The organism is Arsenophonus endosymbiont of Crataerina pallida (assembly GCF_964020125.1).
In the GTDB taxonomy this organism is placed as follows: domain Bacteria; phylum Pseudomonadota; class Gammaproteobacteria; order Enterobacterales; family Enterobacteriaceae; genus Arsenophonus; species Arsenophonus nilaparvatae.
Map to the genome: position 1 here is coordinate 2,634,383 of NZ_OZ026540.1, position 20,192 is coordinate 2,654,574.

Below are 20,192 nucleotides of genomic sequence, written 5' to 3' on the forward strand. Positions count from 1 at the left end.
TTTTTTCCTCATAGGCCAGCTTTTAAGCTTGCTTCAATGAATTTGTCCAGATCACCATCCAGCACAGCTTGGGTATTGCGATTTTCAACACCGGTTCGTAGATCTTTAATTCGAGAATCATCCAGCACATAAGAACGAATTTGGCTACCCCAGCCAATATCAGATTTATTTTCTTCTAATGCTTGTTTATCGGCATTTTTCTTTTGCATCTCTAGTTCATATAATTTTGCTTTTAGTTGCTTCAATGCCTGATCTTTATTCTTATGTTGAGAACGGTCATTCTGACATTGGGTAACAATGCCAGTTGGAATATGGGTTATACGTACCGCTGACTCTGTTTTATTAACATGTTGGCCACCAGCCCCTGACGCCCGATAAACATCAATGCGTAAATCCGCCGGATTGATTTCAATATCTATATCATCATCCACTTCAGGATAAATAAACGCTGAGCTAAATGAGGTATGGCGGCGACCACCGGAATCAAAAGGACTTTTACGCACTAATCGATGAGCACCGGTTTCAGTCCGTAACCAACCAAAAGCATACTCACCAATAATCTTTATCGTGGCAGATTTTAAGCCTGCAACATCACCATCTGACGCTTCAATAATTTCTGTTTTAAAACCTTTTGACTCTGCCCAACGAAGATACATGCGCATCAACATCCTAGCCCAATCTTGCGCCTCAGTTCCCCCTGACCCTGCCTGTAAATCAAGATAACAATTAGCACTGTCATACTGCCCTGAAAACATACGACGAAACTCTAATTGTCCCAGTTTTCCTTCCAGCTGCGTTAACTCCGCGACCGCCTCATGAAAAGTTTCTTCATCATCAGCTTCAATTGCCAAATCGAGCAAACCAGATACATCGTCTAAACCTTGTATCAAGGCATCAATAGTTTCTACTATTGCTTCAAGAGAAGAACGCTCCTTGCCCAACGCTTGGGCTCGCTCTGGTTCGTTCCACACATCAGGCTGCTCAAGTTCTGCATTTACTTCTTCCAAACGTTCTTTCTTGGCATCATAGTCAAAGATACCCCCTCAAGATCTTCGTCCGCTCAGACAGATCCTGAATTTGATTTTTTATTGGATTAATTTCAAACATACCCTTATATCTTATTTATGTTATTTTCATTAAAAGTCATAAAAATATAAACCGCCTATTGTAGCGGATCTGATTGCTGGATTATAGTTTTTCAGTCAATATGCTTCATGATAACTCATTTTACCAACCAAATAGCCGCTTTTAGTCAGTAAATGCCACTATAAGAATAATGCTTTAAATCTAACTAGTTGCAATTAGTGGCAGAAAAATAGTGATTATAATAAGGGAAATCATAACTATACCTACCACTGTTGATGGTCAAAATAGGCTAAATACTATTCGCAAGGCCATAAATGCTGAATGAGTAACTGGATGTTACGATTACCACGATACTCATTCACATCTAGTTTATAAGCCAATTCGACCATTTTAATACTATTGTCAGGCCAATAAGCGGTATCAATATTAAAGGCGATGCCATCTATCATCGGACCACCAGCCAGTGGTTCTAACATCACTTTTAGATGACAATCACCGACAAGACGTTGTTGCAGTAGGCGAAATTTGCCATCAAAAATTGGCTCAGGGAAAGCCTGTCCCCATGGCCCGCCATTTCTAATTAGTTCAGCAATATTAAATGACAACTCTTCATTATTTAGTTCACCATCACTCCAAATAACCCCTTCAAGCATATCGTTATCCAGTAGTTCTGCCATCAGATTAGCAAAGTTCTCTTGAAACTGAGTAAACTTCTGCTCCTCCAGCGTTAATCCTGCCGCCATAGCATGGCCACCAAACTTTAAAATTAATCCCGGATTAAGCGTATCTAAGCGTTCAAGGGCATCCCGTAAATGCAAACCATAGATGGAACGCCCTGACCCCTTCAAAATCCCTTCACCAGCCGGCGCGAAAGCAATAACCGGACGATGAAATCGTTCTTTGATCCGAGAAGCCAATATTCCTACTACTCCCTGATGCCATTCAGGATGATAAAGTGCAAGACCATTCGGTATTTGATGACGTTTTTCTTCTATTTGCTCAAAAATCTGCCAAGCCTCTTGCTGCATATCCTGTTCAATTTCGCGGCGGGTACGATTTAAACTATCTAATTCATTAGCCAATTTTCTAGCGTGAACGATATCATCAGTCAATAACAGTTCTACACCGATTGACATATCATCTAATCTTCCCGCTGCATTAAGCCGTGGCCCAATTGAGAAACCTAAATCATTAGCAACCAGACGACTAACATCACGTTTGGAAACTTCAATCAAGGCTTTGATCCCGACACAGCTTCGTCCCGCCCGAATACGGTTTAAACCTTGATAGACTAAAATACGATTATTACTATCCAAGGGAACAACATCGGCCACCGTACCTAATGCAACCAAATCTAATAATTCAGCCAGATTAGGCATCTTACGTGCTTGTTGCTCAAACCAACCAGTCTGGCGCAACGCAGCACGTAATGCTGACATCAAATAAAAACTGACACCAACCCCCGCTAATGCTTTTGATGGAAAGTGACAATCAGCTAAATTAGGATTAATGATTGCTTCTGCACAAGGTAGGGTTTCTCCTGGTAAATGGTGGTCGGTAATAATCACTTTTATACCGTGTCGTTGAGCAACAGCAACGCCTTCATAGGAAGATATACCATTATCAACGGTAATAATAAGTTGCGCTTTTCTTTTAATTACTTGATCAACAACCTGCGGGCTAAGCCCATAGCCATCTTCAAATCGGTTAGGAACCAAATAATCAAAATGACGATATCCCATCGCGCCCAGCGCTCGCAGTGTCAATGCCGTACTGGTTGCACCATCGGCGTCGAAATCACCGACCACTATAATTCGCCAATGTTCATTCAGAGCAGTGATTAATAACTGAACCGCTGTTTCAATACCATTAAGTGATTGGTAATTAAGCAATCCTTTTGCACCTGTTTCTAACTCATTTTCTGATAACACACCTCTCATAGCGTACAAACGGCGTAATACCGGAGACAAATGAGCAGGAAGGTGGCTATCATCTGCTTTCGGTCGGCGACGAAGCTGTATTTTCATATTTATTGTTAACTCATTATGATTTTTTCTTAAGTTTTTCTAACCCTTTAACTAAATCATCTGCAGTCATATAACCAGGTATTACTGTGCCATCTTCTAACACCATAGCGGGTGTCCCATTGATACCAAGCATATGACCGATATTAAATTGAGCGGCAATATCGACTGTTTTGCATTTTTCAATCGGAGAAATCGTTTCGCCTTTAAAAGCGTCTGTTAATGCTTTTTGTCGATCAGCACTACACCAGATAGATGTCATTGTTTTAGCTGATTCGTGGTGAAGACCATTACGAGGGAATGCCAAATAACGTATGGTGATACCCTTTTTATTATATTCTGCTATATCTTGATGAAATTTCTTGCAATAACCACAGGTAACATCGGTAAACACGGTGACAACATATTTTTCCTCTGGTGCTTTAAATATGATCATCTGGTCACTCATTGCTTCTATTTTCTTTGCCAAGATCTGATTTGTAACATTAACCGGCATTTGACCACTTAAATCATAAATCGGCCCTTCTAATAAATACTTACCGTCTTCAGTCACATAAACCAGACCTTGGCTAGTAATTACTGTACTTAAACCTACAATAGGTGACGGATGGATATTCTCAGTTTCTATGCCCATTTTATTCAATGTTCTTTTAATTGCCACATCATCAGCCAATGCAGAATGTGACATTGCGGCCAGAAGACCAATTAACCATACGATATTTTTTTTCATTTAGAATTTCCTTGATCCTCAATCAACCTCGAGGATGATGTTGTTGGTGCAATTGCCTTAAACGCTCTGTGGCAACATGGGTATAGATCTGGGTGGTAGAAAGATCACTATGTCCAAGTAACATTTGTACTACACGGAGATCTGCCCCATGATTCAGCAAATGGGTGGCAAAAGCATGTCTTAATACGTGAGGAGAAAGTTTTTCACTATCAATTCCAGCAATTGCTGCATAATGTTTAATCCGATGCCAAAAAGTCTGACGTGTCATTTGCGTACCCCTTTTACTCGGAAATAATACATCATTAGTCAATCCATTAAGTAAGATTGGACGACTTTCGGTTAAATAAGTTTCCAACCAATAAATAGCCTCTTCACCCAAGGGTACCAATCGTTCTTTATTACCTTTTCCCACTACCCGAATAACACCCTGACGTAAACTAATATCTGTTAATGTTAGCCCAACCAGTTCAGAAACACGTAGCCCACATGCATAAAGCACCTCAAGCATCGTTTTATCTCTTAATTCAATCGGATCATTAGTGATAGGTGCATGCAATAAATCTTCAACTTGTTTCTCATTAAGATCTTTAGGAAGCCGTTTCGGCAATTTAGGGGCCGACAATTGTGCCGTCGGATCATCGGTGCGCAGTTTCTCACGATAGAAATACTGAAATAAGCGTCGCATGGCACTCAGTAAACGAGCAGAACTGGTGGCTTTATAACCGCCCTCTACCCGTTCTGCCAGAAAAGATTGTAAATCGATGATCTCCACCGTAAGCAGATCATGACCATGGCGCGATAACCAATTAACTAATGCTTGTAAATCAGTACGGTAAGAAGAAAGCGTATTAGCGGCTAAATTGTGCTCAAGCCAAATAGTATCGAGAAATTGTTCTATCAACGGATAACTGTCTCTATTTTTTTCAGTTGACACAACAGCACTCCTAGTAAATTAATTGCACCATATTATGCCTCAAAAAATGCTTTCTGCCACAATGTCATCTTCACATTTATGAATATTGTTTCTTTATTAATTAAATTAGAATGATAATTGCATATAACTAATTAAATTAATAATTTAAATCAATATCAACTGATTAATTATAGTATTAAATATTGTCAATTAGGAATAAAAAACTATTGACTCTCATTAGTTTTTTATATGTGATTACTTATTATCGATAATAATCGATATTTAAATCTGTAAAAAATAAAAATCATGATGATATTATTATAAACATTCCATTTTAAAATATAAAAATAAATTAAAAAAACAAATCAACCACTCTATTATTTGATTAATTCCGCTATAACCAATTGATATTTTAATAAGTTGATATTTCAATAATATATCATCCCAAAAAAACGCTATACAAAATAAAACAAAAAATAATCTAATCAATATAAACAGATGGTTAACATGACAAATTATTAAGTTGTTTATTGCATTACGAATATAAATTTTTTAATAACAATCAAATTTATAATTAAAAGGATAATAAATATGCCAGTAAATATTGTCTATTCTGCCACTCCAACAACTGAAAACTCACATGGCGTAGAAAAAAGAGCAATTGGTAAGTCTATCTTTCTAAACCAAGCTAATGGTACACCTATTTCATTAGCACCAGGCTTACCCGATTTAGAACAACAATTTGCTGAAATGTGGATCGTTGATCTTCGTACTCATGATTGGTACGGTGTTTGTGATATCGATAGTTGCTTTGATACAACAGATATTAATTACCTTGATCAGATAACAAATAATGCGCCAGACAATGTTAAAAAACAAATAAATAATTACGCGGATGATTTTTTTAATCGAAGAACTATTTGCTTAAATGCTCCACAATATTTTTCTGCTGAAGAAGAACCACTATTCAATTGGCAACCAACCGATACCTATCTTAAAAAATCTTTATCTAATAAATATTATCAAGGCGAACAAAAGCCGAATATATTATTTAGAATAGGAAGAATGCTTAATGGTGGTAAACAAAAACCCACCAATATTGAAAAATATTGTCAATTAGTAAAAAAATTAGTACAAAGATATAGTATTAACTATCATTTGATAGGTCTGGCTTATCCAATTTCTGAATACGAAATTTGGAATGAACCCGATCTTGGTTTTTTCTGGGCAACACCCGAAAATAATCAGCGCGCAGTTGTCGAATTTTATGATTTTTATTGTGCCGTTGCCAATACAATTAGAGCAACTGCCCCCTGGGTAAAAATTGGTAGTTGCGGAACAGCATTTGTTTTTAAGAATGAAAATTTTGTTGATAACTTTATTGCCTATATAAAAAATAATCATGTACCTTTTGATTTTTACTCATATCACTATTACGTGATCGATACTGCCAATCCAAAAAACATTTATGAAATCCAAGAGTATGTTCGCAGTACATTAAATAAATATGGCTTCCAGCAAGTTAAATGCTATATAACTGAATGGGCCTTAACGGCTAACGCCAGTAAAATTAATAATACTAAGCTGCAAAGTCATGTTGCTGCTGCCTATTTGCTCTCTTTTTTGATCCACGCAGAACAGGCTGGCGTAGATAAAGCCTATCTATATCGAGCTGATGGAGCAGAGTTTGGTCTGTTTGATAATAGTGCTTATGCTACCTATGCTGCCCAGGCATTTTGGCTATATAATCAATTTGCCTCTCAGCGTGATTCATCAATTATCAAATTAACAGACACCTCCAAAACTGGCATAACAACAACCGGCGCAATTAATGCCAACAATCAAATAAACATTCTTGTGGCCAATTATACAGCCGATCCCACTAATGTCGGCAAAAGCGGTCAAACAAAGCTACCCACAGGAGTCAAACTGCAATCACAATATTATATTGATACCGCGATCCCTGCTACTTTAATCGATAGTGAGCGTTGGTATGGCAGCAATAATGTCCCACCACGTAATAGAAATAAAGTGTTATATAATGGTAAACCGGTGCCAAATGGCGCAAATTCGCCCAACCAAAATGACCAATTAAAATACGACGATGCCAACTATCAGCAATCGAGTAAAGGACATATTGTTACCGTAACAGATATTCCTGCTAATTTTAATCACTACACGATTATTTTACATAAAGTATTTAATGGCGGACAACGTCAAACACTTAATGGAGAAACTTTTATTTATGAACCCTATGGTACTATCTCTCAATCCCGAGAGATAGTTATTAAAGATGATGATCCTAGCACAGCAGGAAATAATACATTAGCTTTAATAACGATCGAATTATACTAACTCAATAGTTATTATGCGTCATTTGAAAAAATTTCAAACCTATTATAACAATAAAAATTTGTTACTAGTGGTGAACTCAATAACATTTTTAGTGATTAGATATTACTATCAATTCAAATAATAGGTTTGTTCTTCATATATTTTATTATTCAGATAATGATAAAAAACTATGTCGTTAGTAATAAGATAAAATTTTATTCTTATAATAATAAAAACTATCTTATAGACTTTAAGCATATATAAATGTTAAATTGAAAACTATTTATCCCTGCCTATCAGTTATAAAAAAACTGAATTCATTAATTTCATCAAACTATTAATAGAATGAAAATCAATTAATTTTCATGACTAAATTAAATAAAAAAATCTTCATCAAATTTAATTATCTTAAATGAAATTTATTATGCTAAATTTTTTCTTCGCTAAATAAGCGAAATAATTATGATAATCATCTTTAACAATATGGAACTAAACAATGCAAAAACATAAATTTATTATAAAATTTAATAAATCTGTTATCCATGAAAGAAAAGATAATAATAAATTAATTTTAAAACCTACAATATTAAAGGATGGGTTTCTAAATAATTTTAATTACTATTCTATTGTTGATGATGATTTACTAACAATGAAAAACCAGCTGATTAATTGCCAAAACCTTACTGGTATTTGCTACGTTGAAGAAGCTGACAATTTGCCATTAGATGAACTACAACGTTTAGCGGATAAAATAAATAGTTATGATTTTGTTGAATATGCCTATATTGAACATACCGATACGCCCCCGCCATTCAGGCAATTATTAGATAATAAGACGGAGCAAATTTATAATACCCCTAATTTTAACCCTCTCCAGGGCTATCAAGGTGGGACAACCTCAAATCATATTGGTATTGATATCGAGTATGCCTGGTCACTTGGTATAGTTGGTCAAGGGATCCGCTGCGCCGATATAGAAGGTGGATTTGATTTTGAGCATGTTAATTTACAAAGAAAAAGTTTTATAAATCTATCACCTGAATATCCACTTAAAAATGAACATGGTACCGCAGTTGCTGGAATAATGTATGCCAAAGATATGGGATTGGGTATAAAAGGATTAGTGCATGGGGCAGATACTTTTTATGGTGTTTCAGAAGCGCCAGCAGGACGAGTTAATGGAATTGCTAAAGCATTAAAATACTTAAGGGCGGGAGACGTATTTATCTATGAATTACAATCCATGGGGCCACGTAATAAATATGTCCCAGCCGATTACCAAAAAGCGGTTTGGGATATCACAAAAGAAGCCTCTGATGCCAGCATTATTGTCATTATGGCGGCTGGCAATGGCGCTGAAGATTTAGATCATAAATTATACAGTGAATATAGAAATCGTAATGACGATGGTGATAACGGTGCAATTCGTGTTGGTGCAGGTGATAAAAAATACTTGATCCCCACTGATTTCACCACTTATGGCAGCATGATACATGTGCAAGGATGGGGGCTAAATGTTGTCACAACCGGCTATAACGATCTCTACAATACCGGTGAGCATAATAATTATACCCATACTTTTTCGGGGACATCATCTGCTACGCCGATTGTTGCTTCCGCTGTTGTGGCGATCCAATCATGGTATAAACAGAATATTGGTGAGGTTATTAAACCAAAAGACATGCGTTCACTGTTAATCGAAACAGGCACACCACAAGGATACCATCAAACTAGTAATAAATGGATAAATATTGGTCCATTACCTAATGTACGCCGAGCAATTAGTACACTACAAAGGCGTTTACAATAAATAAGCGCTAAACATGATCACTAATAATATAATATCTTGCCATGTGGTAATTTTTTAGCAAATTAACTTAAAACCAGATCGCGACATTTATCTTTTAGACTGATTAAGATCTGGTTTTTTATCCCATTATCTGAAAAAAATAAGATTAAATATTATAAAAAATAGAAAATAGCATAAAAAAAAGCCAGTTTTAACTGGCAAACATATCAAACACAACACCAGGGAAAGTCTCTATCTAACAAGAATAGAATGAACAAATAAGGCGTAGAAATTGCAAGGACTAATTAGCAACTGTCTTGAACGTTAAAATTATGGAGAAACGTGATGGTACGACTCATTCCATTCTTCGTTCTTTCTGAGCATCGCGTTCAGGATAGTCAGCAGCTTGCGCATACAGGCGACCAGCGCCACTTTTTTGGCTTTTCCCGCTGCAAGCAGACGCATGTAAAAGGCTTTTATCACCGGATTAAAGCGAGTTGCTACAAGCGCGGCCATATAAAGTGCTGTTCGGACTCCGTCCCTTCCGCCAAATATGGTTCGCCGACCACGCATGGTACCCGAGTCCCGGTTTATGGGGGCAACGCCTACAAGCGCGCTAATAGCTCGCCTCGAGAGGCTGCCCAGTTCGGGAAGCTCCGCCAACAACGCAGCAACTGTCATGGTACCAACCCCTTTAATGCTGCTCAGCCTAGCGGCCAGATCCTTAAAGTGGTTCCTTATGTGGTTGTTCATATCCTCATCGATTCTGGCAAGTTCATCTTCCAGCGCCTTGATGATGATGTTGATGCTTTTTCTATTCTGTGGATGTGCGGTATACAGCCTATTACGTTCTGCCACCAACATTGTAATCAACTGGCGTCTGCGTACGACCATCGCAGCAAGAACCTGACGTTCTGCATTTGGCAGAGTCCGGATAAAGCGCTCTCGCTCCGGATGTCGATTAATAACCTCTGCCATTTGTGCAAGCACTTTGGCATCAATACGGTCAGTTTTTGCCAGATAGCCCATAGCGCGGGCAAAGTCTCGGGATTGTCTGGGATTGATCACAGTGACGTCAAAGCCTTCAGCCTGGAGCGAGCAGGCCACAGTAGCTTCAAGCCCGCCAGTTGCCTCCATCAGAACCAACACCACCGAATGCTTTCTCAATTCGGCGATAATGGCATCAAAACCGTCAGAGTCATTACTGACCGTAAACTGTGCAATATCACAGCTGGCTGCTATGTCCAGCGTTGCTTTAGAAACATCAATACCCACACAAAGTGGATTTGGCTGACTCATGATTACCCATCCTTGCAAATGCGTTATGGAGTACGGACAACTGTTCGGGTTTCAGATGAGTGGCTCAGTGTATGCGCCGGTCGCTAATTAACGGGCTTAAAACCCTAGGAGGAATCGGGCTGCATGCACCTTGCCAAATCTAATCGTAACTATTTTAAACCGTTTTCAAGATACAAGGAGGAATCGGGCTGCATGCACCTTGCCAAATCTAATCGTAACTATTTTAAACCGTTTTCAAGATACAAGGAGGAATCGGGCTGCATGCACCTTGCCAAATCTAATCGTAACTATTTTAAACCGTTTTCAAGATACAAGGAGGAATCGGGCTGCATGCATTTTGCCAAATCTAATCGTAACTATTTTAAACCGTTTTCAAGATACAAGGAGGAATCGGGCTGCATGCACCTTGCCAAATCTAATCGTAACTATTTTAAACCGTTTTCAAGATACAAGAGGATAGGTTAAAAATAATTATTTTCTATCTTTATTGATGATAATATGAGGCATATCAAAAAAACAGCCATCTTACATTACCGTTAATGAAATAATATGGCTTATAGTTCAACCTATAAATTAACTTTAATTAACTGAATTATAATATTTTTTTAATTTTTTTCTGCTATAATATTCTATTATTACTCGCAAAATGACAACAAGTTGCAAAATGAAAATCGGTCTTTTTTATGGTTCCAGTACCTGCTACACCGAAATGGTTGCAGAAAAAATCCAGTATAATCTAGGTGAAGAATTAGTTGATTTACATAATCTTAAAGATATTTCGCCGCAATTAATGGAAAATTACCAAATTCTGATTTTAGGTATTCCTACCTGGGATTTCGGCGAACTACAAGAAGACTGGCAAGCAATTTGGGATGAACTCTGTTCGTTAAATTTAGCCGGCAAAATTGTATCCCTATATGGTTTAGGCGATCAAATCGATTATAGCGACTGGTTTCTTGACGCACTAGGTATGCTTTATGAACAGCTATTACGGATGCATGTAAAATTTGTCGGCTTTTGGCCTACAACAGGATATACCTTTAGTAGCCTTAAACCATTAACCACTGATGGTAGCCAATTTGTCGGACTAGCGCTCGATGAAACCAACCAATTCGAACAAACGGATGAACGAATAGAACAGTGGTGTATGCAAATATTAAATGAAATAGAAGCCTTATTATAAGGCTTCTATTTCATATCAAATATCAGGGTACTGCAACAACAATTGATTTAAATTGCGCCACTCCTCTTCTGGCATACTATCTGAAGCAATCCATAACCGAATCCGCTTATTACATTGCAATGAACGAAAAGTAAGTTTTATACCAAATAAGCAAAACCAAGGTTTTTTAACAATCAGCCATTCACTTTTCTTCCACTGTATCTTATTACCATTAAGTAAAGCTAAACTACCTTTACAACGACTTATATTTTTTTGACTCCTTACCCAACTTGCCACAATTAATAAGGTCGCTATCAACCAAGTGACCAGATTATTTGGCGGCCAAGATGAAAAGAAAACTAACAAGCCAATTCCCACATGAACACCCGTTGAAAAAAGCTGTGTCAGCCACGAAACATTGATATTAAATTTCCAAAGAACCACGTTGTTTATTTCTACTCTGTATCAATTGAATCATATGATAAAGACCATCATCATCAGGACGTCCATGATTCATCAACCAGTTGAACAAATCAGGATCTGCACACTCTAGTAAACGAACAAACAGACATTTCTCATCCTCTGTGAGTGAATCATATTCATACTCAAAAAAAGGCATAATGGCGATGTCCAACTCACGCATTCCTCTGCGACAAGCCCAGTGGATCCTGGGTTTATTATTGATATCCATACGATAAAATAACCTTAAAAACTTTTGTGAATAATTTTTGATTCCATATCAGAATTTAGCGTAGCAAATTCTCATCAATATCGAAATGATTTAAGTAACATTTTTGTAAAAACCACAACTAACCACTAACTAAAAACTTTATATAGATAAATTATTCGACATTAATTTTGATAATATTACTTGCTTTGTCTGTTAGCTATTTTACCATTATGACTACTCTTATCCAGGTTACTAGCGGATGAACACATGACAAGCCTAAATAAATTTACACCAGCAACTTGTGAAATAGACCATCAATTACCCTTAACGTTAATGTCACTTAATGATTGGAGTTTCATCACAGCAACAGGGGTAGATGCTGAAAAATATCTACAGGGTCAATTAACCGCGGATATTGCTACATTAACTGCACAACAACATATATTCACCGCCCACTGTGATGCCAAAGGAAAAATGTGGAGCACACTACGTTTATTTCATTATAACCAAGGCTTTGGCTATATTTTACGCACTACTGTGGCAGCAAAACAACTTACTGAACTGAAAAAATACGCGGTTTTCTCGCAAATAACACTCAGCCAGCAGCACAATACTGTGCTGTTAGGTGCTGCCGGCCAAGAAGTTCGTGAGGCATTGAGCAGCCACTTTTCTCTATTACCCGATAAGGAAAAGCCCGTTATTCATCTAGGGCAGACGACTTTACTGCACTTTAGTTTACCGTTTGAACGTTTTTTAATTGTTACTGATAGCGCAACTGCTGCTGAACTAACAAAACATTTCCCCCAACATGGTGATAGTCAGCAATGGTTAGCTTTCGATATTGCCGCTGGAATTGCTAATATTGATATTGAGAATAGTGAACAATTTATTCCTCAAGCCGTTAATCTACAAGCATTACCCGCAAGTATTAGTTTTCAGAAGGGCTGCTATAGCGGGCAGGAAACGGTCGCTCGAGCAAAATATCGCGGCGCCAATAAGCGTGCCATGTTTTGGTTAACCGGGACAGCAAATACGCTGCCAAAAACTGGAGATGCTATCGAGTGGAAAATAGGTGATAACTGGCGGCGCACTGGAACAGTATTAGCTGCTGTTACCATGACAAAAGGTTTTATTAGTGTGCAAGTTGTCATGAATAATGATATGCCTAAAGAGAGTATTCTTCGGCTGGTTGGCGAAACCAATAGTCAGCTCACTATTCAGCCTTTGCCTTACTCATTGTCGGAAGAGGAATAGCATATCCGTCGATTGCTAATAAAAAGGTATTCAGATAAGCAGTTTTCATATAGCAAAACAGGGATCCTGAAAATATCCCTGTTATAAAATTAATACCTAATTAATGTAACCTTATTCATTTTATTGGTAAAAAATATTGTTGGATCCCAGTCAGTAGGTTTAGCGTTAGGGTGTAATCCATCAGTCTGGCTGTCAATAACGCGCTGATTGGCCATGTTTCAATCAGATGCAATGCTGTTATGTCGAGCTAAATCAGCAATACTACTTCAACCCGGCTTTGATTTAATGTCGAACATGTCATTATAACCCTACCTCTATTATAGAAGGTATAGCGCCTCTCACCCGTATCATTGGTAGCAACATTAATTTCAATTTGCTTAACTTGAGCAAATCTATCATCAATAAAAATAGCGCTAAGATATGACTTTAGCGCTATTTATGACATCAGGAAAAAATATCGGTTATTACTGTTAATTGATCATTAATGTTGAGCAATAGCAGCTGCCAAAGAACTAATAGGATCTAGCTGAATAATATTATCCATTATTGTTACCACAGTTCCTTTTGCAACAGGAAAAGTAACTATAGCATCAGTCAAAATATTAGCTATTTTAACTATACTATCTGCCATTTGTAGTTCTGACTCATTTATCTCCTTTAATGAAAATTTATCAAGTTGACCACCAAAACCATAATCTGTTATTGATGCTTCAATTTGTGAATATGATTGATACAATTCATCTAGCGATGTTTCTAATGTTTTGTCATTATTAATTTTAGAAGTGGTTGTATTTTCCATTTTTTATCCTTTCCTTGGTTAAATAACAGTATAGCTCTTATACATAAAAGTAGTATTACAATAAAAAACATAACAATGAATATCATTCTAATAATATATTTCATAATAATAAAAATAATAAATCACTTTCATAGATATTTTTAAACTGGAATCCAATGTTATTTCTATTAATTAACTTACAGTATTTATTAATGATTATTTTCTAATCATAACTTGATTAATTACTCTTTTTTAATAACTATGCTTAATCAATACATAATTTACGATTCATTTTTTGCGGCAACATATTATTTTGTGCTACCCAATCGGAAAGAACAATAAATCTAAGACCAATAATAAGTTTCATATCGTCAGCAGATACTGATGAATTTAAAAATTTAAGCTCTATTCTTGATATCTCAATTTTCTCTGCTTATTCCTCAGTAGGCTTATATTTTTTGTTCTCTTCATCATAAGATATTTTTATTTCGGCTGAATATAAATATAATCTAACAACATCAGATTCTGAATTTAATACGGTATGAATAAATAATATACCGCTATTTTTATCAGTAATATTGGCAACAGAATGTCTAATCAGTGTCTTCAATGATAAATTGATATATTTTTTTTCTTGCTCTGATACATTTTGATATTGCTGTAATATTTTTGCTAATAAATCTTTATAATTATTATTATCATAATAAATTTTATGGGTAGACGAAGTTTCGACAAGAAACAGGGGGCTAGATAAAAGTATTGAAAGATATTTACGATAATTTTCATCATTATTCTCTTTCTTTGGATCAAGGGACTCCAATCACAAATTTCTTTAATAAAAGATAGGAAAGATGTTACAAAATGCTGCGGATAGTCAATAAGCATTGGTAATAATTTTTCTATTTCATTATTACTATGCATCTCTTTTAATAAAGACTCTTGTTCTAATAAATTTTCAACATTATTACCAATGACTGTTGCTCCACTAGTAACTAAATTTGATTTTAAATTTTCATCCTTAACTATATATTTATTAAAAATAGAATTATATGATCCATTCAAAATTGAATATAAGTTTTTATCTTTAAATATTCCCATAAAATATCCTTTTATATTTTAATGTAGATACTCAATAATAATTAACTTTTATTCTTAAGCAATAAATAAAATAATAGGTAATAGTTATTATTTCTCATCAAAATAATAGTTCATACTTTCTTTTTTATTTTTTGCTTTAGTTTTCATTTTTTTTATCCATTCTTCTAAATCACTTCTGGTCGTATCAAGTAGAATTTCAGCAATTTTCTTATCATAAATAAAAGTATGCATTTTTAGCAAAATATTTTTTATTTATATGCGGGAAACATATTTATCGGTAGGCTGACTTTTAGTATTACCAGTTTGTCTTTCAAATAAAATATGCGAAGAGTTTATATAAAATTTCACATCATCTTTACTTGCTGATGCGATAACACCTTGGGAAAATAATATACTGGTATTTTTTTGTTCAGAATAAGATAATGCGGCTTTAGCTAACTGAGTAACAGAATTTTTAATTTTATTCTTATCAACACCAGTAATACTATCATATATATTTACAATCTTATCAATGAGATCATTATAGTTCTCTTCTCGATAACTAAGATCAATTAACTTATCTTCCTCCACCATCATTAGCACATTTTTTTTCATTTCCTCCGCATAAGCCATATATGCCTCAGCATTACCTGACATGCTAGGTTTTTGCGGATCATAGCCAATGCCACCCATCGCTATGGTACTTATAATAGCAAGACCATTGGCTGGCGATTCTGCTAATTTTTCAGCCGTAATATCCGTCGACTTCCCGTCTCTATTCATTTCATTAAGTTGTTGAGCAACCACTAAATCTTTATCTTGATAAGCGCCAATGATATCTCCTGTGGATAATGTAAGTTTTGAATCACTGTCATAAACTTGATTTGATAATGTCGGTGCTGGTCTTAATGATTTAATCCAATCAATTAGTTTTTTATATTGCTCTTCCATATTTATTTCATTCATAAACACTCCATATTTAATAATGAAAAATTTAATATCAATAATATTTATTTTAAACTTATAAAAACAATCTAACAAAAAAATAAAATTTAAATAAAATAATTACCATATAATTGCTATAAAAACTCGATATGCTGATCACCAACATCATATTTTATTTTGTTGTTTATTTTAATTTACATTTTATCACGGATAATAACATTGAAATCAATAACAATTGTCATTAATTATATATGGATTTATTGAATAAAAATAACTGATTAAAATAGTATTTAGTCAATTATGTTGGTTGCCATTTTATTATTTTTAATTAGCCAATTTTTAATAAAACAAACGTAAAAATACAATAAAATAACTTTAGTTAATTAATGTTTTGCCATAACGCACAAAGCTGGGTTTTACAACCTGAACTGGCATTTGATGTTTTTTTATTTGCACAACCGCTTGCATGCCAATATTCAATGGTACTCGTGCTAAAGCTATACTTAACCCCAACGTAGGCGAAAATGTGCCACTGGTAATGATCCCTTCACATAACTTACCTGCTGTATCAGTAAAACGAACCGGTAAATCAGCTTGCAATATTCTCCTATCACGCATCACTAAACCAACTAATTTTTCTGTGCCTACCTGCCGTTGTCTCTCTAGCGCATCTCGTCCGATAAAATAGCGCTCTTCCGGCTGCCAGGCTATTGTCCATTCCATATTAGCAGCTAGTGGTGACACCAGTTCACTCATTTCTTGTCCATAAAAATTCATTCCTGCTTCCAGACGAAGGGTATCACGTGCCGCCAATCCCGCCGGCTTAATATCTAAATCAATTAATTTTTGCCAAAGTTTGACAGCCTGCTCTTTCGGCAGTGCTATCTCATAACCTAATTCGCCGGTATAACCTACAGTAGTAATAAACCAGTCATCAATTTGTTTACCATAGAAGAGTGGCATATCCATAACCGCAGTTTTCTGCTGGTCATTAAGCAGAGATTGTACTTTGAGTTGTGCATCTGGGCCCTGTATAGCAATGAATGCCAGATCATCACGTACCTGCACATCAATTAGGTAATTTTCTATATGTTGATTGATCCAAGCTAAATCTTTCTGCCGAGTGGCAGAATTAGCAATTAAGCGATAGTAATCATCATCAAAATAGTAGACAACTAAATCATCGATCACGCCTCCCGATGCATTTAACATACCCGTATAGAGCGCTTCACCAGGCTCCTTCAGTTTTGCTACATCATTGGCTAATAAATAACGTAAAAAATCTCGGCACAGTTCACCATGCAGATCAATAATTGTTAAATAAGAAATATCAAACACGCCAGCTGCTGTGCGAACAGCATGGTGTTCATCAATTTGAGAACCGTAATGCAATGGCATCAGCCAGCCATGAAAATCGATCATGGTTGCATTACATGCTAAATGCTGCTGATATAATGAAGTCTGTTTTATCGTCATTGTTCTATTTTCCTCATTAATAGGTATAGACAAATTAAATTGTTAAATCAAAGTACCTATTAGTAGAGTAAAACTTTAAGCTGAAAAACAGAGAACTACAGTAGTAAAAATAATAACCCAAATTGCTAAATTAAATTAATTAAAACAGCTATTTCAAACCAGCAGTGTTATTCCTTGTAAAACGATAGATTAAAAGTAATGCACCGATAAGTTACACTATTTCTGAGGAATTTGTCGTGACTTTTGCTAACCATTCAGGCATATCATGTGCTCCTAACGCATAGCTTAACAATTTTGGTTTTATGCCTGGTAGTGTATTAGCCAACAGTAATCCAACATCACAAACCATTTTTTTGACTGGATTATTGCCATCAAATAATTGCCGGAGCCCTTGCATACTAGCCAACATCAGTACAGCACTATGTTTACGTTTACGTTCATAACTTTGTAAGTAAAAATACTGCCCAATATCTTTACCTGCGCTATTCAAACGCCATAATTGTCCAATCAACTCTGCAACATCCATAAAACCTAAATTTACCCCTTGACCTGCTAAAGGATGTATCGTGTGAGCAGCATCACCTAAAAAAGCAATACGTTGACCGGCAAAATTTCGCGCATACTGGCCAATAAGTGGAAAAATCTGACGTTCACTAATTAACTGACAAAAACCGAGGCGCATATCTAAAGCTACACTTAACTCTTTTTCAAATGCAGAAACCTCTAAATTCAAGCGTCTATTCGCTTGCATTGCCGGTAATGACCAAACAATTGAGCAAAGATGAGGATCCTGTAGCGGTAAAAAAGCTAAAATGCTATCGTTATGAAAAGATTGACGAGCAGTTAGCATATGGGGCATCTCAGTTCGAATGGTGGCTACCAATGCCGTATGTTCATAATCCCAGAAGCTAAGCGGAATATCCGCTTTTTCCCTTAACCATGATTTAGCACCATCAGCACCAACTACCAACCTTGCCGTCAACATTTGCTCATTATCAAAAGTCATAAATACTTCATTCTCGCCCCAAACAACTTTTTGCAATCTATTGTCTGTTAATAAAGTAATATCTTTGCTTGATTGAGCCTGTTGCCATAATGATCCACGAATAATCGAATTTTCAATGATATATCCGAGACCAGGTAAATAATGCTGCTTGGCATCAAAGTGAATATGACCAAAACTATCCTGCTGCCAAACCTCCATTTGCTGATAACTACCAACTCGTTTTTGCACGATGGTTTGCCAAACACCTAAATAATCAAGTAATTTTTGGCTTGCTGCATTGATAGCAGACACTCTGAGTGAAGGCGCTTGTTGCGGATCAAATTGATGTTGCACAGGAGAATTTTCAATAACAGCAATCCTCATCCCGCAACCCCGTAATCCACAAGCCAGAGCAAGGCCAACCATACCACCACCCACAATAACCACATCAAACGATTGCATAGTGAAAATATTCCTTCTTAAATAGCTAGAGATGAAACGATCGTCCCATTGCTTGGTGGGCTAAAATGTCACGCATAAGTGGTAGTGTTTCCATTGCCATTAATCCAACATTACGGCCGATAGCACAAATTAGATGATTATTGGAAAATAAATGAACCAGGTTATCGGTTAACTTTATGGTGCTTTGTCGATCATCATGACGCTGCATTTGATACTGCATAAGAACCGAGTTAGCTCCCATATCACCACCATGATTGGCAACTTCACTAATTATATTGGCAAGGATCATGACATCACGCATACCGAGATTAAACCCCTGACCAGCAATAGGATGTAAAGTTTGTGCTGCATTGCCAACTAAAACCAATCGATGGCTAATCAATCTTTTCGCTTGCGAAAGTAACAATGGAAAACAGTAACGCTCACTAACGGCCTTAATTTCACCTAACCGCCAGCCAAACCATTTTTGTAATTCTGTCATAAATTGGTCATCACTCCACTGCATAATAGACTGCTGGTTTTCCAATGGGTGACACCAAACTAATGAACTACGCCCTTTAGACATAGGTAACATTGCCAACGGACCATATTGGGTAAAACGCTCGAAGGCTTGACCCTGTGGTACTTGGCTAGTTAAAATATTAGCAATAATTGCACATTGTTGGTATGACTCGCGCTGCCATTCAATTTGACTGATTTTACCTATCATGGAATCGCTGCCATCAGCAGCAACTAATAATTGCCCGGTTAATACTTTACCACTCGTTAATTTGACTGATACATGCTCAATTGTGCGCTCAACAGCAATAACTTCATCAGGACAATATAATTCAACACCCGGCGCTTTTTTAAGCTGCTCAAATAAGTAATTTCCTGCATCCTGCAATTCAACAACATAACCAAGTGCAGGAAGGGAATAATCTTTGGCATACATATTTACCGCGCCAGCATGGCCATAGTCAGAAACATGAATATTAGTAATTGGCGTCACATACTTTTTTAATCCATGCCAGACACCAATTTGATTAAACTGTTGGCAAGTGCCATAAGCCAATGCAATTGTTCTGGCATCAAAACCAGGATGTGCCTTATTAGGTAACCTTGCTTCAATTAATGAAACTTGAACCTTTCCCTGACTGAAGGCCGAAATAGCAAGTGCTAATGACGCACCTGTCATACCACCGCCAACAATAATTACTTTCATCGTT

At 36.3% G+C, this 20,192-nt stretch carries 18 protein-coding genes; 5 read left to right on the top strand and 13 right to left on the bottom strand.

Features of this window, described 5'->3' with window-relative positions; all coding sequences use genetic code 11:
* Positions 1–8: 8 nt before the first annotated feature.
* The 4 genes from prfB to xerD all read right to left on the bottom strand — a co-directional run bounded on the left by prfB (position 9) and on the right by xerD (position 4,774).
* Positions 9–1,107 (bottom strand): peptide chain release factor 2 gene (gene prfB / locus AACL31_RS14215; protein WP_310512311.1). Its coding sequence is split into 2 segments (ribosomal slippage): positions 9–1,031 and positions 1,033–1,107, totalling 1,098 coding nucleotides; the frame shifts between segments, so codons are not numbered across the junction.
* Between the two features lie 275 nt (positions 1,108–1,382).
* Positions 1,383–3,119, bottom strand: coding sequence for a single-stranded-DNA-specific exonuclease RecJ (gene recJ, locus AACL31_RS14220; RefSeq protein ID WP_339054022.1), 1,737 nt, complete (start codon positions 3,117–3,119; stop codon positions 1,383–1,385).
* A 10-nt stretch (positions 3,120–3,129) separates the two neighbouring features.
* Positions 3,130–3,840, bottom strand: coding sequence for a bifunctional protein-disulfide isomerase/oxidoreductase DsbC (dsbC, locus tag AACL31_RS14225; protein ID WP_310512310.1), 711 nt, complete (start codon positions 3,838–3,840; stop codon positions 3,130–3,132).
* Between the two features lie 22 nt (positions 3,841–3,862).
* Complete coding sequence (gene xerD / locus AACL31_RS14230) at positions 3,863–4,774, bottom strand: site-specific tyrosine recombinase XerD (RefSeq protein WP_310512309.1); 912 nt, start codon at positions 4,772–4,774, stop codon at positions 3,863–3,865.
* Positions 4,775–5,344: 570 nt separating this feature from the next.
* Here xerD and AACL31_RS14235 point away from each other — a divergent pair.
* Both AACL31_RS14235 and AACL31_RS14240 read left to right on the top strand, forming a co-directional pair.
* Positions 5,345–7,108 carry a GH39 family glycosyl hydrolase gene (locus AACL31_RS14235; protein ID WP_310512308.1) on the top strand — a complete coding sequence of 588 codons (1,764 nt, stop codon included), beginning with the start codon at positions 5,345–5,347 and terminating at the stop codon, positions 7,106–7,108.
* Positions 7,109–7,736: 628 nt separating this feature from the next.
* Entirely contained in the window at positions 7,737–8,897 is a 1,161-nt protein-coding gene (locus tag AACL31_RS14240) for a S8 family serine peptidase (protein ID WP_310512307.1), read from the top strand.
* Positions 8,898–9,206: 309 nt separating this feature from the next.
* Here AACL31_RS14240 and AACL31_RS14245 read toward each other — a convergent pair whose 3' ends face one another.
* A complete protein-coding gene (locus AACL31_RS14245; RefSeq protein WP_339053074.1) occupies positions 9,207–10,175 on the bottom strand; it encodes an IS110 family transposase in 969 nt (322 codons plus the stop codon).
* Positions 10,176–10,298: 123 nt separating this feature from the next.
* On the opposite strand from AACL31_RS14245, the gene AACL31_RS14250 reads away from it, so the two are divergent.
* Positions 10,299–10,640: a hypothetical protein gene (locus tag AACL31_RS14250; protein ID WP_339053300.1), complete on the top strand. Its 342-nt coding sequence runs from the start codon at positions 10,299–10,301 to the stop codon at positions 10,638–10,640.
* Between the two features lie 199 nt (positions 10,641–10,839).
* Positions 10,840–11,358: a flavodoxin FldB gene (gene fldB, locus AACL31_RS14255; protein WP_310511629.1), complete on the top strand. Its 519-nt coding sequence runs from the start codon at positions 10,840–10,842 to the stop codon at positions 11,356–11,358.
* A gap of 15 nt (positions 11,359–11,373) precedes the next feature.
* On the opposite strand, the gene AACL31_RS14260 is transcribed toward fldB, so the two are convergent.
* Positions 11,374–11,781: a protein YgfX gene (locus tag AACL31_RS14260; RefSeq protein WP_310511628.1), complete on the bottom strand. Its 408-nt coding sequence runs from the start codon at positions 11,779–11,781 to the stop codon at positions 11,374–11,376.
* Positions 11,762–12,028 carry an FAD assembly factor SdhE gene (gene sdhE / locus AACL31_RS14265; RefSeq protein ID WP_032115279.1) on the bottom strand — a complete coding sequence of 89 codons (267 nt, stop codon included), beginning with the start codon at positions 12,026–12,028 and terminating at the stop codon, positions 11,762–11,764. The genes AACL31_RS14260 and sdhE overlap by 20 nt, the downstream gene beginning before the upstream one ends.
* A gap of 246 nt (positions 12,029–12,274) precedes the next feature.
* Between sdhE and ygfZ the strand changes: the two genes are divergently transcribed.
* On the top strand, positions 12,275–13,261 hold the full coding sequence (gene ygfZ / locus AACL31_RS14270; RefSeq protein ID WP_339053301.1) for a tRNA-modifying protein YgfZ: 987 nt from the start codon (positions 12,275–12,277) through the stop codon (positions 13,259–13,261).
* Positions 13,262–13,742: 481 nt separating this feature from the next.
* Here the strand turns inward: ygfZ and AACL31_RS14275 are convergent, their stop codons facing one another.
* From AACL31_RS14275 to ubiH, 6 genes are all read right to left on the bottom strand, one after another.
* The gene (locus tag AACL31_RS14275) at positions 13,743–14,060 is read right to left on the bottom strand and encodes a hypothetical protein (protein WP_310511626.1); all 318 of its coding nucleotides are present in this window, start codon (positions 14,058–14,060) and stop codon (positions 13,743–13,745) included.
* A 412-nt stretch (positions 14,061–14,472) separates the two neighbouring features.
* On the bottom strand, positions 14,473–14,859 hold the full coding sequence (locus AACL31_RS14280; protein WP_310511625.1) for a hypothetical protein: 387 nt from the start codon (positions 14,857–14,859) through the stop codon (positions 14,473–14,475).
* 530 nt (positions 14,860–15,389) lie between these two features.
* Complete coding sequence (locus AACL31_RS14285; RefSeq protein ID WP_310511624.1) at positions 15,390–16,082, bottom strand: hypothetical protein; 693 nt, start codon at positions 16,080–16,082, stop codon at positions 15,390–15,392.
* 354 nt (positions 16,083–16,436) lie between these two features.
* Positions 16,437–17,537, bottom strand: a complete 1,101-nt coding sequence (gcvT, locus tag AACL31_RS14290; protein WP_310511623.1) for a glycine cleavage system aminomethyltransferase GcvT — start codon at positions 17,535–17,537, stop codon at positions 16,437–16,439.
* 211 nt (positions 17,538–17,748) lie between these two features.
* A complete protein-coding gene (gene ubiI / locus AACL31_RS14295) occupies positions 17,749–18,984 on the bottom strand; it encodes an FAD-dependent 2-octaprenylphenol hydroxylase (protein WP_310511622.1) in 1,236 nt (411 codons plus the stop codon).
* 25 nt (positions 18,985–19,009) lie between these two features.
* A complete protein-coding gene (ubiH, locus tag AACL31_RS14300) occupies positions 19,010–20,188 on the bottom strand; it encodes a 2-octaprenyl-6-methoxyphenyl hydroxylase (RefSeq protein WP_310511621.1) in 1,179 nt (392 codons plus the stop codon).
* Between the last annotated feature and the right edge of the window lie 4 nt (positions 20,189–20,192).

Excerpts from the sequence above, each read along its gene's own strand:
- AACL31_RS14275 (WP_310511626.1), bottom strand. The coding sequence starts at position 14,060 with ATGGAAAATACAACCACTTCTAAAATTAATAATGACAAAACATTAGAA.
- AACL31_RS14235 (WP_310512308.1), top strand. The coding sequence starts at position 5,345 with ATGCCAGTAAATATTGTCTATTCTGCCACTCCAACAACTGAAAACTCA.
- AACL31_RS14250 (WP_339053300.1), top strand. The coding sequence starts at position 10,299 with ATGCACCTTGCCAAATCTAATCGTAACTATTTTAAACCGTTTTCAAGA.
- AACL31_RS14245 (WP_339053074.1), bottom strand. The coding sequence starts at position 10,175 with ATGAGTCAGCCAAATCCACTTTGTGTGGGTATTGATGTTTCTAAAGCA.
- dsbC (WP_310512310.1), bottom strand. The coding sequence starts at position 3,840 with ATGAAAAAAAATATCGTATGGTTAATTGGTCTTCTGGCCGCAATGTCA.
- ubiI (WP_310511622.1), bottom strand. The coding sequence starts at position 18,984 with ATGCAATCGTTTGATGTGGTTATTGTGGGTGGTGGTATGGTTGGCCTT.
- ubiH (WP_310511621.1), bottom strand. The coding sequence starts at position 20,188 with ATGAAAGTAATTATTGTTGGCGGTGGTATGACAGGTGCGTCATTAGCA.
- AACL31_RS14240 (WP_310512307.1), top strand. The coding sequence starts at position 7,737 with ATGAAAAACCAGCTGATTAATTGCCAAAACCTTACTGGTATTTGCTAC.
- gcvT (WP_310511623.1), bottom strand. The coding sequence starts at position 17,537 with ATGACGATAAAACAGACTTCATTATATCAGCAGCATTTAGCATGTAAT.
- fldB (WP_310511629.1), top strand. The coding sequence starts at position 10,840 with ATGAAAATCGGTCTTTTTTATGGTTCCAGTACCTGCTACACCGAAATG.
- ygfZ (WP_339053301.1), top strand. The coding sequence starts at position 12,275 with ATGACAAGCCTAAATAAATTTACACCAGCAACTTGTGAAATAGACCAT.
- sdhE (WP_032115279.1), bottom strand. The coding sequence starts at position 12,028 with ATGGATATCAATAATAAACCCAGGATCCACTGGGCTTGTCGCAGAGGA.
- AACL31_RS14285 (WP_310511624.1), bottom strand. The coding sequence starts at position 16,082 with ATGAATGAAATAAATATGGAAGAGCAATATAAAAAACTAATTGATTGG.